Origin of the sequence: Klebsiella planticola, from assembly GCF_000783935.2 — a bacterium.
Classification (GTDB): Bacteria; Pseudomonadota; Gammaproteobacteria; order Enterobacterales; family Enterobacteriaceae; genus Klebsiella; species Klebsiella planticola.
The window spans coordinates 4,677,519-4,694,282 of sequence record NZ_CP026047.1 but is presented as its reverse complement, the minus strand read 5'-3'; the positions used below and the strand labels follow the sequence as shown (position 1 = coordinate 4,694,282).

Annotated in this window: 16 protein-coding genes; 6 read left to right on the top strand and 10 right to left on the bottom strand. The window is 57.1% G+C overall.

Translation table 11 applies throughout. The features are described 5' to 3' along the window. Positions 1-3 precede the first annotated feature (3 nt). The 4 genes from MC50_RS22640 to MC50_RS22625 all read right to left on the bottom strand — a co-directional run bounded on the left by MC50_RS22640 (position 4) and on the right by MC50_RS22625 (position 4,927). Positions 4-864 carry a triphosphoribosyl-dephospho-CoA synthase gene (locus MC50_RS22640; protein ID WP_032699722.1) on the bottom strand — a complete coding sequence of 287 codons (861 nt, stop codon included), beginning with the start codon at positions 862-864 and terminating at the stop codon, positions 4-6. Beyond that, positions 864-2,519: a malonate decarboxylase subunit alpha gene (gene mdcA, locus MC50_RS22635; RefSeq protein ID WP_032699724.1), complete on the bottom strand. Its 1,656-nt coding sequence runs from the start codon at positions 2,517-2,519 to the stop codon at positions 864-866. The genes MC50_RS22640 and mdcA overlap by 1 nt, the downstream gene beginning before the upstream one ends. A gap of 484 nt (positions 2,520-3,003) precedes the next feature. Next, entirely contained in the window at positions 3,004-3,810 is an 807-nt protein-coding gene (locus tag MC50_RS22630; protein ID WP_047664989.1) for an alpha/beta fold hydrolase, read from the bottom strand. Positions 3,811-3,895: 85 nt separating this feature from the next. Then, a complete protein-coding gene (locus MC50_RS22625; RefSeq protein ID WP_032687489.1) occupies positions 3,896-4,927 on the bottom strand; it encodes an AI-2E family transporter in 1,032 nt (343 codons plus the stop codon). Between the two features lie 550 nt (positions 4,928-5,477). Between MC50_RS22625 and mdtJ the strand changes: the two genes are divergently transcribed. The 3 genes from mdtJ to MC50_RS22605 all read left to right on the top strand — a co-directional run bounded on the left by mdtJ (position 5,478) and on the right by MC50_RS22605 (position 8,418). Next, positions 5,478-5,840: a multidrug/spermidine efflux SMR transporter subunit MdtJ gene (gene mdtJ, locus MC50_RS22615; protein WP_032687490.1), complete on the top strand. Its 363-nt coding sequence runs from the start codon at positions 5,478-5,480 to the stop codon at positions 5,838-5,840. After that, entirely contained in the window at positions 5,827-6,156 is a 330-nt protein-coding gene (mdtI, locus tag MC50_RS22610) for a multidrug/spermidine efflux SMR transporter subunit MdtI (protein ID WP_004862469.1), read from the top strand. The genes mdtJ and mdtI overlap by 14 nt, the downstream gene beginning before the upstream one ends. Positions 6,157-6,261: 105 nt before the next feature. Then, entirely contained in the window at positions 6,262-8,418 is a 2,157-nt protein-coding gene (locus MC50_RS22605) for a putative bifunctional diguanylate cyclase/phosphodiesterase (RefSeq protein ID WP_047664988.1), read from the top strand. A gap of 4 nt (positions 8,419-8,422) precedes the next feature. Here the strand turns inward: MC50_RS22605 and MC50_RS22600 are convergent, their stop codons facing one another. Together MC50_RS22600 and MC50_RS22595 are read right to left on the bottom strand one after the other, a co-directional pair. After that, the gene (locus MC50_RS22600; RefSeq protein WP_032687493.1) at positions 8,423-9,235 is read right to left on the bottom strand and encodes a trypsin-like serine peptidase; all 813 of its coding nucleotides are present in this window, start codon (positions 9,233-9,235) and stop codon (positions 8,423-8,425) included. A 661-nt stretch (positions 9,236-9,896) separates the two neighbouring features. Further along, the gene (locus MC50_RS22595; RefSeq protein WP_032699728.1) at positions 9,897-10,814 is read right to left on the bottom strand and encodes a LysR substrate-binding domain-containing protein; all 918 of its coding nucleotides are present in this window, start codon (positions 10,812-10,814) and stop codon (positions 9,897-9,899) included. A gap of 118 nt (positions 10,815-10,932) precedes the next feature. On the opposite strand from MC50_RS22595, the gene MC50_RS22590 reads away from it, so the two are divergent. After that, on the top strand, positions 10,933-11,541 hold the full coding sequence (locus MC50_RS22590) for a LysE family translocator (RefSeq protein WP_047664987.1): 609 nt from the start codon (positions 10,933-10,935) through the stop codon (positions 11,539-11,541). Between the two features lie 184 nt (positions 11,542-11,725). Here MC50_RS22590 and ydgU read toward each other — a convergent pair whose 3' ends face one another. The 3 genes from ydgU to MC50_RS22580 form a co-directional block, all read right to left on the bottom strand. Beyond that, positions 11,726-11,809, bottom strand: a complete 84-nt coding sequence (ydgU, locus tag MC50_RS29390; protein WP_099130682.1) for a small membrane protein YdgU — start codon at positions 11,807-11,809, stop codon at positions 11,726-11,728. A 69-nt stretch (positions 11,810-11,878) separates the two neighbouring features. Then, positions 11,879-12,355 carry an acid resistance repetitive basic protein Asr gene (gene asr / locus MC50_RS22585; RefSeq protein ID WP_071887178.1) on the bottom strand — a complete coding sequence of 159 codons (477 nt, stop codon included), beginning with the start codon at positions 12,353-12,355 and terminating at the stop codon, positions 11,879-11,881. A gap of 182 nt (positions 12,356-12,537) precedes the next feature. Then, on the bottom strand, positions 12,538-14,025 hold the full coding sequence (locus tag MC50_RS22580) for a carboxypeptidase M32 (RefSeq protein WP_046852392.1): 1,488 nt from the start codon (positions 14,023-14,025) through the stop codon (positions 12,538-12,540). A 267-nt stretch (positions 14,026-14,292) separates the two neighbouring features. On the opposite strand from MC50_RS22580, the gene MC50_RS28945 reads away from it, so the two are divergent. Continuing rightward, entirely contained in the window at positions 14,293-14,385 is a 93-nt protein-coding gene (locus tag MC50_RS28945) for a KPN_01571 family protein (protein WP_004862449.1), read from the top strand. Positions 14,386-14,419: 34 nt separating this feature from the next. Here the strand turns inward: MC50_RS28945 and MC50_RS22575 are convergent, their stop codons facing one another. After that, the gene (locus MC50_RS22575; RefSeq protein ID WP_032687512.1) at positions 14,420-15,670 is read right to left on the bottom strand and encodes an MFS transporter; all 1,251 of its coding nucleotides are present in this window, start codon (positions 15,668-15,670) and stop codon (positions 14,420-14,422) included. A gap of 117 nt (positions 15,671-15,787) precedes the next feature. On the opposite strand from MC50_RS22575, the gene MC50_RS22570 reads away from it, so the two are divergent. After that, positions 15,788-16,690, top strand: a complete 903-nt coding sequence (locus tag MC50_RS22570) for a LysR family transcriptional regulator (RefSeq protein ID WP_004862447.1) — start codon at positions 15,788-15,790, stop codon at positions 16,688-16,690. Positions 16,691-16,764: the final 74 nt, after the last annotated feature.

The following is a 16,764-nucleotide window of genomic DNA, read 5'->3' as shown; positions in this document are numbered from 1 at the left end:
TCTTTAAATTGAGCAAGACGCGGGCTGGCTGACCCTGTCGAGAAACAGCGTGGCGGCGAGCAAATCGGCGGCGCCGCCGGGCGAAGCGTTGAGGGTGAGCAGCTGCGTGTCGAGTTCGGCGAGCGCTTTGCTGCCCTGAACCGTGGCGCTGCCGCCGGCACTCAGCACGGCGCGTGCGCCGGCCTGCATCGCGTTGAGGCCGGCCATTCCGGCGCGTGAAAGAACGCAGGTATCGCTGAGCGAGGTCATGACTGCCATCAGCGCGTCAATACGAGCCGCGTTTTCATCCGCGCCCTGGGCGCGGCTGCGCAAGAGCTGGGGCAGAGCCAGTTTCATCACATGCGGGAACCCCTGCTGCGCCTCTTCACGCGCGCCCGGTACCCGGTAGCGGTGCGTCGCCTTCAGGCCTTTGCTGAAGACCTTCGGCGCGGCGCTGTCCGGCAGCCGGGCGAGCAGGGCGGCGGTGTCCGCGATCCGCTGCGCGCTGGCGTTGACGCTTAACATCGCGCTTGCGCTCACCAGTAATCCCAGCGCCCAAATCGCGCCGCGGTGAGTATTCACGCCGTCGGTGGCCGCCATCATCTGCCGTTCGCCTTCGCGTCCTAAACGGCCAACGGTTTCGCGCAGGGCGATGTCGGCCGGGCGCAGCCAGCTGTGCTGGGCCAGTTGCAGAAACGTCGGGGTCAGGCTGTGCGCCGAGCGCTCCATCAGATCTAACGACAGGTCGTGATGGGCGCCGTTTCCCCGGCTGTCCACCAGACCCGGCTTCGGGCTTAATCGCGCTTCGTCGATCAGGCAGTCGCGGGCGATCAACGCCAACTTCTCGGTCTGTAGCCCGGCATGAGTCTGTGACAGGAGTTTCATTACCAGCTCCGGAATTTGGCAGGTGGGTTGTAAAGACCGTCGGACCATTCGACCAGGTCGGCAACGCTGCCGGCGGCGAGCAGAGAACGGGTCGCATCGCTGCGGCGAATACCGATATCTTCCGGATAGACCACTTTGCCGCTATGGCGTAGTTCGGCGACGCGTCTGGCATCGACGCCCAGACCGATGTCGGTGATGCCGGCGACTGCGGCTACCATCGCCCGCCGCTCTTCGAGGCTTTCCGCCCGGTAAAGATAGGCGATACCCTCTTCGGTCAGCACGTGGGTGACGTCATCGCCGTAGATCATCACCGGAGCCAAAGGCATACCGGAGGCTTTCGCCACCTCTACCGCATCAAGTTTTTCCACAAAGGTCGGCTTCACGCCGGCCTGGAAGGTTTCGACCATCTGCACCACCAGCTTTTTGCCGCGTTGCATCGGATCCGGTTCGGTGATCATGTTCAGCCAGGCCGGGGTCGCATGGCGGCGACCGTGCGGGTCATGCCCCATATTCGGCGCGCCGCCGAATCCGGAAAGCCGGCCGCGGGTGACGGTAGAGGAGTTGGCAAGGCCATCAACCTGTAGGGTGGAGCCGATAAACATATCGACCGCGTACTGACCCGCCAGCTGGCAGAAGGCGCGATTAGAACGCATAGAGCCATCGGCGCCGGTAAAGAAAATGTCCGGACGGGCGCGGATGTACTCTTCCATTCCCAGTTCGCCGCCAAAACAGTGGACGCTTTCCACCCAGCCGCTTTCAATGGCCGGGATGAGCGTCGGATGCGGGTTAAGCGTCCAGTGCTGACAGATTTTGCCTCTCAGCCCCAGCTGTTCACCATAGGTCGGGAGCAGCAGCTCAATGGCGGCGGTGTTAAAGCCGATCCCGTGGTTGAGAGACTGCACCTGATGTTCCGCGTAGATGCCTTTAATCGCCATCATCGCCATCAGAATATGTTCTTGCTTAATCAGGCGTGGGTCGCGGGTAAAGAGAGGTTCAATAAAGAACGGCTTGTCGGCCACCACCACGTAGTCTATCCACGAGCCGGGGATATCGACGCGCGGGAGATCGCACTCGTCGTCAACCAGTTCGTTAACCTGGGCGATAACGATCCCGTCGTGGAAGGCGGCGGCTTCGACCAACGCCGGGGTATCTTCGGTGCTGGGCCCGGTGTAAAGGTTGCCTTTGCGGTCGGCTTTATACCCGGCGATCAGCGCGACGTTGGGTGACAGGTCGACATACAGGCGAGAGTAAAGCTCGATATAGGTGTGAATCGCGCCAATTTCCAGCAGACCATCTTCCAGCAGCTGCGAAATCCGCAGGCTTTGGGTACCGGAGAACGAGAAGTCGAGCTTACGGGCAATCCCTTTTTCAAAGAGATCCAGATGCTCGCTGCGCCCGACGCTGGGCATGATCATATGCAGGTCGTGGATAGTTTGCGGGTTCACTTCCGCCAACATGCGGGAGAGAAAATCGGCCTGTTTCTGGTTATTGCCCTCCAGTACGACGCGGTCGCCCGGTGCCAGCAGATGTTCCAGCGCATCGACCAGCTGGTCGGTGGGGATAACCTTACCGGAGACGTTCGCGGCGGCCAGTCGCCGCTGCTTTTCCGTACGGCGACGGTTCCAGACGCGCCCCGGCGTTTGTTCGGCATTCATTATTAACCTCCTGATTCGACAGATCGTTTTGATTGTCCTGGTGTGGAAGTTAGTGTGCGACGCGCCGGGCAGCGCATCAATTAAGCCCGCTAAAGGATTGTTAGCCTGAGAGTAATAATTGTAAGGGCAATTATGTGACGGCGATCGAAGCGGACGTTCGCTGTGTCGGCTATAGGGGGCCGGAAGGAGAGGAATAAAGGGGGATATCCAGAAATGAGATGGCGTGTCGTCAGGAGATGTCATGCATTGCTGCGCGGGTTAATCGAGCTTATGGCATGAGCGTGAACACCGTTGATAACGCGCAAATGCCGGCTACGCCTTACGCCGGCCGATGAAGCACATCAAAGCGCCGCCGGGCCGACCCGGGTCTCAATAAACCGCCGATCCCTCTTCAGCAATCCTCCCCGGCGGTCGGAGAGTTCCGTTTTAACGGGGTGGGGTTTGCGGCGTAAACGCCGGGGCCTGAACCGAGACAGGGCGCTGCTTAATCGTCCTGCGCTCTGAGCAAAAACTTAAGCACCTCGGCATTAAAAAGCCCTGGCTGCTGTAACGGCGCAAAATGACTCACCCCGGGCAGAATCGTCAGCGTGGCGTTCGGGAGCGTGGCGGCCAGATAGATGGCATGTTCGGGTTTGATAAACTCGTCATGCTCACCCAGGACCACGTTGACCGGCACCTTGATTTTTTTCAGATCGTTGGCAGAGTAATTGGGTTGGGTGCTCATCATTTCCGTTACGGCTGCGACGAACTGGTCAAAGCCTGCAGGCGTGGGCGACAGCGCCATGTAGTCCTGTCGGTGGCGGGAAAAGCAGCGTTCTATCGTTGGGTCAGACTGAAATTCTTTCGTCCCGCTGGGATCCATATTGCAGGCAAAGAAAAGCACGCCGGTAGTTCGCTGCGGATGCCGGGCCGCAAAGATGAGTGCCGTGCAGGCTCCGTCGCTCCAGCCGATAAAGCGGGCCTTGTCCAGCGCCAGTTTGTTCATCACGGCCAGTACGTCCGACGCCATCCTCTCGTAGGTGTAGGGCCGTTGGTCACGTGTGCTGCGGCCATGACCGCGGCTGTCGATCAGCACCACGCGATAACCTTCCTCCACCAGCCTTACCGCCTGATAGCTCCAGTTACCCGAGTGGCCCAGTCCGCCGTGCAGTAAGATCACCGCAGGGCCATCGCCACAGACGGTATACCAGATGCGCGCCCCGTCATGTACCAGCCATCCTTGCTCGACAGCGGGGGGAAGAGGCGGGGTGCCAAATGTCAGAAACACCTTGAGGTCGGGATCGTTGGTCATGAGAAATCCGCAGGCAACAGAGTGTTTAAGCATAGACGAAGAGAAACCTGCCGCTGGCGGCATTGCGCCGCCGGCGTAACGAAGCCTATTTACTTAAATCGCTCAGCAGTATGGCAATACTGCGTCCGCCGGGACTCTCCTCAAGCGCGATTTTAACAATGATCGTCAAGGGGACGGAAAGCAGCATACCTACCGGTCCCAGCAGCCATCCCCAGAAAATCAACGACAGAAATACCACCAGCGTCGATAGCCCCAGACCGCGCCCCATGATCCGCGGCTCAAGAATATTCCCGAAGACCAGGTTAATCACCAGGTAGCCTGCCAGCACCACCAGCGCGTCGTACAGGCCGCCGAACACCAGCACCTGCAAAATAGGCGGAATGGCGGCCAGGACCGAGCCAATATTCGGAATATAGTTGAGGGCAAAGGCCAGCAGCCCCCACATAAAGGCGAAGCGAACGTCCAGTAGCACCAGCATGCCCCAGACCACCATCCCGGTCACCAGACTGATGGCGGTTTTTAGCACCAGATAGTGAGAGACGCTGTCGATCGCGCGCTGTATGGCGCCCATACCTTCCACCGGTCTGGACATCAATTGTTGCAGCTTGGCCGGCAGCTGGGGCACTTCCAGCAGCATAAAGACCACCGTCAGCAGCAAGAGGAAGATTGAGGACATCGCGTTCGACAGCTGGGTAAGCAGGCTGGTCACCATCGTCATGACCGCGTTGGGGTCGATGTATTTATTCAACTCGACAACGGAAACGGTAAACCCAAATCGCTGTAGCCAGGGCGTCACGGTTTGCACCGGCTCGCTGAGCGAGGTGCGGTATTGCGGCAGCGTGCGCGCCAGTTCATTCAGCGAGGTACCTAATGAGGCCAGCAAAACCACCGCCAGCATGACAATCGCGCTGATTAACAACGAAATGGCCAGCACGCGCGGCACCCGGCAGCGCATCATCAGCCGGACCACCGGGTTAATTACCACGGCGAGGAACAGCGCAAGGATGAACGGGACGATAATATCCGCGGCGAAGCGGATACCGGTGAGAATGATGACCAGCATGCCCAGCATGATGACAATCTTTAATCCATTAAGCGTAATGATGGGTTTAGCCATGTGTGTCCCTGAAAAAATGATCGAATTTTCATCACAGTGTAGACCCGAATGCCGGGGTAAAATCAGCAAAAATTGCCTCGCTCAGGCAAGATGTCCGCCCTTGCTAAAACGTCTACGGTGGTGAAAACAAGCCGGTGGCGAAAATAAAATAGTGAAGCGCCATCATAATGGCGATTGACATCAGTAAAAGCTAATCAAAATCAAATGTCAGACGTAAAGAAGTGCAAAGACTTTGAGTATAATGTAGCATTATGGTACAAATTTACTGTGTATAACTACCGAGGACAATACTCATCCGCAATGACGAGAAGCAATACCGCGGATAATTGTAATTTTATGGACAATCAGTTCAGGATGTATATTTCGACTCACCCTGCAGTTTCCTTCCCTGGCTGCCGCTTTGCCGGCGAGCAACACTGGCGCTCCGCGCTTTAGTCCTTTCTCTCTGCCTGAGCTGGCGCACTGCGCACGGCTAAACAATCTTAGAATTTTTCCGGTTTACCTTCGCTGTAAGCCGCGGTGGATTATATTCTCTAGCAGGAGAAGGATTATGTTTTATTGGATATTATTAGCTTTAGCAATCGTTGCTGAAATTACCGGCACACTTTCTATGAAATGGGCCAGCGTCAGCGGTGGGCACACAGGCTTTATTTTAATGCTGGTGATGATTGCGCTTTCCTATATATTTCTGGCTTTTGCCGTTAAAAAAATCGCCCTCGGTGTGGCCTACGCCCTGTGGGAGGGTATCGGTATTTTACTGATCACGTTATTCAGCGTTCTGTTGTTTGATGAAGCGCTTTCGTTGGTCAAAATGGCGGGACTGGCGACGCTGGTGGCCGGGATCGTGCTAATTAAATCCGGTACCCAAAAAACGCTGAAGCAGCCAACGGAGGCGGCCCATGCAACAGTTTGAGTGGATTCACGGCGCCTGGCTGGCGCTGGCCATCGTGCTGGAAATTGTCGCTAACGTCTTTTTGAAATTTTCAGACGGTTTTCGTCGTAAAGTATACGGCATACTGTCGCTGCTGGCGGTGCTGGGCGCCTTCAGCGCGCTCTCCCAGGCGGTGAAGGGAATTGACCTGTCAGTGGCCTATGCGCTGTGGGGCGGTTTCGGTATTGCCGCCACCATTGCGGCAGGATGGATTTTATTCGGCCAACGCTTAAATCACAAAGGCTGGATCGGCGTGATATTGCTGGTGACCGGAATGGTGCTGATTAAACTGGCATAATGTGGTGCCGCCTGCTTGCGCGGGCGGCAAAATTTGTTCTCTGTATTATTCTTTAAAAAAGAGTACTGGCGGCGCGTTTACCTTCAGCCGTGATGAGGACAAAGCATGGTTAATTTGCCTGGCTGGCGCAATCTTCCCTCGGCCAAAACGCTTTCGGTCATGATCTTCCTTGCCGGTATCGGCCTCATTGTTTCTGTTATTTCTTTAATCTATCTTTCCCAGCATTTGATTAGCATTAAAACCAATGAAATCGACAGACATCGCTCCGTTCTTTCCGTGGATGGCGCGGTGCAAACATCGGTGAACCGCGTCCTGTCGCTGGTACTGGATAACTCGATTTGGGACGACGCGGTTAAACAAACCTACGCCCCCATGCTGAATGCCGGCTGGCTATATGACTCCTGGGGTTCGGGCTTCAAAATCAACAATCTTTACGACGGTACCTTCGTGCTCGATCAGCATTATCGTGTGCTGTGGGGATCGTTTCGCAGCCAGGCCTTTAACGAAACCGACACGCGCTTTTTTGGCAGCGGCTTGCAATCACTCATCGCCCGGCATGCTGAAGCGTTGCGCAGCGGCAAAGGCGCCTACGCCGGTATTACCCGCACCCGTGAAGGCATTGCCTTTATTGGTATCGGACTGATTCGCCCGACGCTGGGGCGCTTACAGGTGCATGATGATACGCGTCGCTACCTGGTGGTCACCCGGCATATCAATGCCGAGATGCTGCAAAAACTGGGGGATACTTTTCAGATTAGCGGTCTGCATGAGACGCAGAGGAGCGGTGAGTACAGTATTCCGCTGCGTACCAATGCCGGGGAGATCATCGGCTATCTCAGCTGGCAGCCGCGTCTGCCCGGCGCGGAGGCGGCGGAGGCGGCGTCGAGCAGTATCCGACTTATCGCCCTGATGGCCGCCAGCCTGATCCTGCTGTTTATTCTCTTCAGCTGCCTCGGGCTGTACAAACTGTCCTGTGGAGAGACGCTGGCGCGCAAAATCGCGCTAACCGACTGGCTCAGCCAGTTGCCCAACCGCCGGGCGCTGATCGGGCGGTTGAATCAGGAGTGCGATAAGTCGCAGCATGAGACCCAGTGCGTGGTGTTTATTGATCTCGACGGGTTTAAGGATGTCAACGATAACTACGGGCATGATGTCGGCGACGCGCTAATTGCCCATATTGCGCGGGAGCTGCAGGAACGGGTGCCGGGCGACGGCCTGCTGGCCCGCATGGGCGGTGATGAATTTGCCATGACCATCAGCGGGGAGCAGGCGGTGGATCACGCATCGGCCTTTGCGTGGGCGGTGCTGGAGATGCTGAAATCGCCGGTGAAGCTCAATGAGCGGAAAATTTACATCAGCGCCAGCATCGGCATTGCCAGCGGCACTCCCGCATCCTGTTCGAGCACCGAGCTGTTTCGCCGGGCCGATATTGCGATGTATCACTCGAAAAAATCAGGGAAAGGGCGCACCTCCTGGTATGACGAGACCCTCAACGATACCCGGCAATATCAGCTGAATATCGAAAACGGCATTCGCCAGGGGCTGGAAAACGATGAATTTGATGTCTGGTACCAGCCGATTGTTAACGCCGATACCCTGGTGATGGAGGGCGTCGAAGCGCTGCTGCGTTGGCCCCGCCGACCGGAAGGTCCGCTGTCGCCGGATGTCTTTATCGGCATCGCGGAAAGCAGCGGTCTGATCTATGCGCTGGGACAGTTTGCGCTCTATCGGGCCTGTTGCGATCTCCAGGCCATCGGGGAATTGATGCTGTCGGTGAATATCTCGCCCGCACAGTTTCGCGACCCGGAGTTTGAAACGCGCGTCGTGCAGGTGCTCGCCCGCTGCCATTTTCCGGCCCGCCGTTTGCAAATCGAGGTGACCGAGAGCTATGTGATGGAAAATCCAGCCCGCGCCCTTGCGGCCATTGAAAACTTGAAGGCGCTGGGAGCCGCGGTGGCGCTGGATGATTTCGGCATTGGCTATTCCAGCATCGGCTATCTGCGCAGTTTTCGCTTTGACACGCTTAAAATTGATAAATCGCTGGCCGGGCTGGTGGATGTGGATGCCCAGGCCGCGGAACTGGTTCGCGGGACCGTGCGTATCGCCGGAGCGCTGGGAATGACGGTGGTGGCCGAAGGGGTTGAGAATCAGCAGCAGCTGGCGCTGCTGCGGCGCGCGGGATGCGATCGGTTGCAGGGTTTTTACTTCAGCGAACCGATGCCGATTACGTCATTGCTACAACTGCGCCAGCAGCAGGGCTGATGGTTTACTCGCTGGCCAGCGCCTCCAGCTTGTCACGAAAACCGGTCACCGAAATCGCCCGGTTATCCGCCCGCCAGCGATCTTTCGCACCGGGCGCTGAGCTCTGTACGGCAATGACCTGCCAGCCGGTATCGGTTTTCAACAGCAGCGGCGAACCGCTGTCGCCGGGGAGCGTATCGCACTGATGGGACAGCACCGTGGTCTGCGCCCAGCCGGTCACAATGCAGTCCTGATGGCTGTACAAATTATCCAGATGGTCTTCCGGGTAGCCGGACTGGGTGACTTTTCTCTCCGACACCTTCAGCGCGGCGGTGAGAGCGGCCTTATCGCCGCTGAACAGCGGGATCGGCGTGATTCCGCCCGGCGCATAGCGTAAAACGATTAAGCCAAAGTCCCAGGGGGCGGCGGCCGAGGGGACAATCCAGCCGTCGCCATCGGCTTTGAGCCGTTTGCCCAGCGACGGGTCGACGCGACCTTCAATACCGTGAATCTCATACACCCAGCCGCCCTTGCGCGAAATAAAGCGCAGCGCAACCGGTTTATCCGGCTTGCCTTTTGGCGGCGTCAGCAGACAGTGACCGGCGGTCAGCGCCAGATTCGGCGAAATGAGGGTAGCGGTACACAGATTGCCGCTGGCCGTTTCTAATTGGCCAATGGCATCCCAGGGTTCCTCCGCCGGATTGTTGACCGGTTTGCGATCGTCATGACCGAAAAAAAGCGTCTTGATATCTTTCGCACTCATGCTGTCATCATCAGCGTGAGCAAACGGGGACAACAAACAAAATGAACACAGCAATAACAGTACGTCTCTACGCATATCACTCTCTGGGGAGAAATTATGTTTCTACATTGCATCCTTTCGCACGCTTCACGCGGTGAAGGCGCCGGGATGATTTTGTGTATATTGACAGTAGCAGGAGATTTAAGTTTATGAAAGTTAAGAGTAATTTTAATCAAGGCCAACGGCGGACAAAATTACCTCAAAACGGCTCTTTTATGCGGAAGAATGAAGATAACTCAACCGGTTAGCGCGCATCTCTCCATAGCGTTATTTCCGCAGAAAGCGCTAGCGGAAGCAACATAAATCGGGTTACGGAAAGTACCAAATCAGACGAAAATTAAGCGACAGGGCCGCGCCGAGGGGGCGGGAGTTTATTTCGTGGACAGCGACGATGAACAACAAAAAGTAAACATCGCCTCTGCGAAAAATGCACTTCTTTACATCATTCTCAGTTGTTTTCAATGTGAAACATTTTCTCACCGCAAATATTGTTATTCCTCTCTGCCGTTGAACAAACAGAGATGTTATCCCGGCGATGATATCAGCTAATTCTTATCTCCGGTTTCGGGAGGATGTATGTCTAAAAAAGGTATTCGTGCGTTAGTTTATGTTTCTCTCGCGTCGGTTTTCATCTGGGGCGCGGCGGGATATCTGGTGGTACAGGCTGTTCATGTCATGTAAACCGTCAGGGCCGCTGTCACTTTGGCGCCTGGCCCAGGCGGGTTATTCCGTCAGGGAACGGCGCCGGGATATGCTCGAGTAGAAATTGATACAGCAGGGCGACAGGCTGTGGATTAAGCGTCTTTTTTGGCCACACCAGGTAATAGCCCTCGCCGGTTGCAACGGCCTGCGGGAACGGCAGCGCCAGCAGGCCGCTGCGAATGGCTTCCAGACTCAAAAAGAGATCGCCCACCGAGACTCCGTGGCCGCTCATGGCGGCCATCGTGCCTTGTTCCAGACTATCAAAGACGATTCCCCGGTGTATTTCGGTCGGCGATAACGCTCCGGCATGCTGTAGCCAACGTCGCCAGTCCCGGCGATCGGTCGTCGGATGAATCAGCGGGCAGGCGGATAACCCCTGGCGAGCGGCCTCGACCATGGCCGGGGCGCAGATCGGAACCAGCCATTCGGCAAACAACAGCCGGTGACAGGTCTCTTCGCCGAAATGACCATCGCCGAGCAGAATCGCGCAATCGTAAGGTTCACGGCTGAAGTCTACGCTGTCTCTGTCCATCCACACGCTGCTCATCTCTATTACCGGTCGCGGATGGTGCTGGCGAAAGCGCTGCAACACATCCAGCAGCCAGCGCATGGTTAACGTCGATGGCGATTTCAGCCGCAGTTTGCCCGCCTGATGCCGCAAGGTCTGGCAGGCGCTGTCGATGGCGGCAAAGTTTTCCGCCAGCGCGCTGGCGAGCTGCCTCCCGGCATCGGTGAGCTCCACTTTTGGCCCCTGACGGGTAAACAGCCGGCAGTCAAACCAGGCCTCGAGCGTACTGATATGACGACTGATCGCCCCGGGGGTGACGTGCAGCGCGGCGGCGGCTTTGCTAAAGGAGCCAAGGCGGGCGGCGGTTTCAAAAGCGCGGAGGGCATACAGCGGCGGCATCGACATAGCGGTCAGCTTTTTATGTTGAGTTAAACTCACATTCAAACTCACCATTTGTCGTTTTTCAATCCTGAAATCTAAATAGAAAATGCGCTGACCTAAAAAAAGAGAGTGAGTCAGTATCATGAACTATGCATTGATGGCGGGATACAGCATGACGGTGCTGGCGCTGATTGCTACGCCGGGCCCGGTAGTGCTCCTGGTGACCGGCTGCGCCGCCAGAGACGGGACTTCATCAGCACTGCGTACGATGATGGGCAGCAATCTCGCGTCGCTGGTGCTGATGGCCGTTGCGGCGGCAATGTTGACCGGCGCCGTGGCGATCCATCCCGATATTCTGCTGCTGTTGGCGGCGCTGGGGTCCCTCTATATTACGTGGCTGGCCCTGAGTATGCTGCGTGCGCCGCAGATGGCGCCTGGCGCGGCGACCGCGCGAGGCGGCGTGTGGTCGGGATTTGTGACCGCCCTGAGTAATCCCAAGGACATTCTGTTCTTTGCCGCGTTTTTCCCGCAGTTTATCCACATTACCAGCGATGTCGGCCTGAGCCTTGGTCTGTTGAGCATCATCTGGGTGGCTATCGATCTTGGGGTGCTGTCGTGCTACATCCTCGCCATTCGACGCTGGCTGGCCCCGGCGCATACCCATCGCTTAACGACAATTGCCGCCTGTTTTTTGCTGATCCTTGGGGTGTATGGCGTGGGGGTTCATGGCTGGCTGCTGGCGGTTCGTTAGTGCTTTCCCGCAACAGGAGGGGCAGCGGTCTGAGTGAGTGGTCTTGTGATCAAAACCAGCGCCTTGATGTGGTATTCAGCGCCAATCCAGGCGGTACGGCAAGGGAGAGCAAGGTGGACGGCAAAAGCGTGGTGAGACGTCGGGCCGGAGAGTCGCCGCGCAGCGTGATGACGCGCCGTCTTATTCAGTAGAGGAAAAAGCGGGTCGCAATCAGCGCGCAGAGAATTAACAGGATCAGGATGAGCTCAAAACGATAGCGCCGCAGCATAAGTGCCCTCCAGAAAAAAACGGCGCTGAAACAGCGCCGGTTTATGATTAACCTGACTTCGCGGAAGAATTAAGCAGCCGGTTGTGCAGCCGGTTTAGCGGCCTGATGTTTAGTGGTTTTGTGGTGTTTTTTTGCTGCCTGAGCTTTCTGCGCTACCGGTTTAGCCGCGGCTTTGTGGTGCTTTTTCGCTGCCTGGGCTTTCTGAGCAACGGGTTTGGTTGCCGCTTTGTGGTGTTTTTTCGCGGCCTGGGCTTTCTGCTCAGCGGCTGGTTTGGCAGCGGCTTTGTGGTGTTTTTTTGCGGCCTGAGCTTTCTGTTCAGCGGCTGGTTTGGCGGCGGCTTTGTGGTGTTTTTTCGCGGCCTGAGCTTTCTGTTCAGCGGCTGGTTTGGCAGCGGCTTTGTGGTGTTTTTTATGATGGGTGGTCTTGGCAGTGGTGCTGTGAGTTGCAGCAGCCGGAGCCTGAGTGGTGCTTACTGCGTCAGCAGCGAAAGCAGCAGAAGACAGACCCATAGCAGCGGCAACGACCAGAGCTAATACTTTTTTCATTCTGATATCCTCGAAATTGTTTTTTCAATGAACCCCACTGCGGGGCCGTTGAAAGAACTATATGCCTGTCTTTTCTGGCTTTCCGTGAGTGTTTGGTATCGGCGTGTAACGATATGTACAACCGAAACGGAGACGAGGATATTTCGCTGAGCGCCGGGAGTGCCCCGGCGCGACGGAGGGCTTTACAGGTAGCGCGCGGTAAGATGCTGGCGGAAATAGTCGCTGTTCAGATCTTCCCCGGTGGCGTTGATGATCAGCTGTGAGGTGCTAAACCGGCTGCCGTGCTGCCAGATATTCTGCTGTAGCCAGGCAAACAGCGTCGAGAAATCACCGTTGGCAATGTTGGTCTCCAGCTGTGGCAACGCGCGCTTCGCGGCGGCCATCAGCTGTGCGGCGTACATGGCGCCGAGGGTATAAGACGGGAAGTAACCAAACCCGCCATCGGTCCAGTGAATGTCCTGCATACAGCCATTACGATAATTGCCGGTGGTAGAGAGTCCCAGCCAGCTGCGCATTTTCTCATCCCACAGCGCAGGAATATCCTCCACCTCGATGTCACCATCGATCAGCGCTCGTTCAATCTCATAGCGCAGGATAACATGCGCCGGATAGCTGACCTCGTCAGCATCCACGCGGATATAACCCGGCTTGACGCGCTGGTTCCAGGCAATGAAATTCTCAGTGCTGAAGGCCGGCTGTTCGCCAAAACGCTGACGCACGGCCGGCAGCAGGCGTTTCAGGAAAGCATCGCTGCGTCCGAGCTGCATTTCGAAGAACAGGCTTTGCGATTCGTGAATCGCCGTTGAGCGGGCCAGCGCCACCGGTTGATCGAGCCATTTTCGCGGCAGGTTCTGTTCATAGCGCGCATGACCGGTTTCATGAATCACCCCGAACAGGGCGCTGAGCAGGTCCTCTTCGTTATAGCGGGTGGTGATGCGCACATCCTGCGGCACGCCGCCGCAGAACGGATGGGCGCTGATATCCAGACGCCCGCCATCAAAATCAAAGCCCAGAATCCGCATCGCTTCCAGTCCCAGCTCACGCTGCCCGGCGATCGGGAATGGCCCCTGCGGCGCAACGGGCGGGTTCAGGGACTGCTTTTCGACGACGCTGGCGAGCAGGGTCGGCAGCCAGGATTTGAGATCGGCAAACAACACGTCAAGCCGCGCGCTGGTCATATCCGGTTCGAAAATATCCAGCAGGGCATCATAGCGAGAGCCGCCTTTCGCCCCGGCGCGAATCGCCGCTTCTTCACGGCTCAGTTTCACCACCTCGCGCAGGTTTTCGGCAAAACCGTCCCAGTCGTTCGCCGGACGCTGGCTGCGCCAGGCGTGTTCACAGCGGCTGCCCGCCAGTGATTTGGCCTCAACCAGACTTTCCGGCAGCAGCGCCGCCTGTTCGTACTGGCGGGTCATTTCGCGCAGATTAGCTTGTTCAACGTCATTCAGGTTTTCCTGGCGTGCGTTGCGCAACGCTTCAGCCACGCTCTTATCCGTCAGAATTTGATGTTGCAGCACGCCCAGTTCTGCCAGCGCCTCTCCTCGCGCGGCGCTGCCGCCCGGCGGCATCATGGCGAACATATCCCAGCCGGCGATAGCGCCGAGATGCGAGAAGCGAGAAAGACGCTGGAAAGTGCGGGTAAGCTGCTGATAGTTTTTGTTGTCAGTCATGTTTTGTTTGGCCTGTGGCGAGTGAACGAAAGGCGTTGCCCGGTGGCCTCTACACTATCCTGATCCGCGCTAATCTTCCACACGAGACGCAAGGCGCGCCGTGCCGCGGGCCCGACGCGCGAGCGGGGCATGACGGACGATAGCGCCAGTTTTCACCCGGCCGGAGGCAGGATCGCAATATTGTCACATTGATGTGGCCAGAATAGCGGATTCTTTTTGAGCAGCAGCTAAACTTATTGAAGCACAGGCCGCAGTTCGGGAGTCATTATGAATCCGTTCACTATGCTGTTTATTGCACTGCTGTCTATCGATGCCGTCAGAGAGTTATTGGGTGCGTCGTCGGTACTGGGCATGTGGTGAAAGACGTGGCCAATAAAGGCCACGTAAAGAGAGATTATTGCAGACGTTTGTGCAGGCAAACGCCGGTAAGCAGTGCGGCCATTAGCATCAGCGCGATAAAACCACCCACGCCGTTCCAGCCGTAGTTATGCCAGAATACCCCACCTACTGTCCCCGCAATACTGGAACCGAGATAATAGCTGAACAGGTACAGCGACGATGCCTGGCCGCGGGCGCGGCGCGCACGAGGACCAATCCAGCTGCTGGCTACCGAGTGAGCGGCAAAGAAACCGGCGGAGAACAGCAGCATGCCCGCAAATATCAGCCACAAAGAGGAAAACAGGGTCAGCGTCAGCCCGGCCAGCATGACGGCGGTAAAGGCAAGCATCACCGGGCCGCGGCCGTAGCGCGCGGTCATCGCTCCGGCCTTTGGGGAACTCCAGGTGCCGGTCAGATAGGCGACGGAGAGCAGGCCAACCACCGCCTGATTCAGCGACCATGGCGACATCATCAGGCGATAGCCGATGTAGTTGAAGAGGGTGACAAAAGACCCCATCAGCAGGAATCCTTCAAGGAACAGCAGCGGCAGCCCGCGATCGCGCCAGTGCAGGTGCAGGTTAATCAGCAGGGTTTTAGGGCGCAGCGAACTCGGGCGGAAGTGTCGCGATTCCGGCAGGATTCGCCAGAACATAATGGCCGAGGCGAGCGCAAAGCAGCTGATCACCGCCAGCGCCACGCGCCAGCCGAAAAAGTCGGTGAAAACCCCGGTCAGCAGACGACCGCTCATTCCGCCAATCGAGTTGCCGCTGATGTACAGCCCCATGGAAAAGGCGACGACGCTGGGGTGGATCTCCTCACTCAGATAGGTCATCCCGACCGCCGCTACGCCGCTTAACGACAGGCCAATCAGCGCCCGCATAATCAAAATACCGTGCCAGCTCGACATCATCGTAGACAGTAAAGAACAGCATGAGGCCAGCACCAGCGCGGTGACCATCACCTGTTTACGGCCGATCGCATCCGAAAGCGGGCCGGTAAACAGCAGGCCAACGGCGAGCATCGCGGTGGAAATCGACAGCGAAACGCTGCTGCTGGCGGGAGTCACGCCAAATTCGCTCGAGAGCACCGGCAGAATCGGCTGGACGCAGTAGAGCAGGGCGAAAGTGGCCAGACCGGCGGAGAAGAGGGCGAGAGTGACCCGAATAAACTGGGGGGTACCGCGCTTAATAAACTGATTTGGCTGGGATATAACATTGTCGCTGACCTCGCTTGCCGGCACGGTGTCAACGGTAGTTGTACGACTCACGGAAAAATCCTTGCTGAGAACACAGAGTTAGGAAACATCACAGATCACATTTTAAGGGTATGAAAATGTAAATATTCTGTCTAATATATTAATAATCTCAAATAAGACGTTTTAGATATGAATATCGAGCTGCGCCATCTCCGCTACTTCATTGCCGTCGCCGAAGAGCTCCATTTTGGTCGGGCTGCGGCACGGCTGAACATTTCCCAGCCACCGTTAAGCCAGCAGATTCAGATACTTGAACAGCAGATTGGCGCACGCCTCTTCGCCAGAACCAACCGCAGCGTGAGCCTGACGGCGGCGGGCCGGCAGTTTCTTGCCGATAGCCGGCACATCCTCAGCCTGGTCGACGACGCGGCGGCGCGCGCAAGCCGTCTGCATCATGGTGAAACCGGGGAGCTGCACATCGGCTTTACCTCCTCCGCGCCGTTCATCAAGGCGGTTTCCGATACGCTGTCCACCTTTCGCCGCCGTTACCCGGACGTGCATATCCAGACCCGGGAAACCAATACCCGCGAGCAGATTGTGCCGCTGAATGAAGGCGCCCTCGATCTGGGGCTGATGCGCAATACGCAGTTGCCGGAGACGCTAGTCTGGGAACGGGTGCTGCGCGAACCGCTGCTGGCAATGGTGCCGAGCGACCATCCCCTGGCGCGTCAGGAGGCGGTAAGCCTGATCGAGCTGGCTCGCGAACCGTTCGTCTTTTTTGACCCGCACGTCGGTACCGGGCTGTATGACGACATTCTGGGGCTGATGCGACGCTATGGTCAGACGCCGATGATCGCCCAGGAAGTGGGCGAGGCGATGACGATTATCGGCCTGGTGGCTTCCGGACTGGGGGTATCGATATTACCGGCGTCGTTTAAGCGGGTGCAGCTCAACGAGATGCGCTGGCTCCCCATCAAAGAACAGGATGCCGTTTCGGAAATGTGGCTGGTGTGGTCGAAGCATCATGAACAGAGCCAGGCGGCGCAACGCTTTCGTGAATACCTTCTTGCCGCCGCTGCGGTGAATAATTAAGACTAAAAACAGTCAAAAATGTGCGGTAAATCACAAGGCTAAGTAAAAATTTGACGAGTGCTACCCAAGTGCTT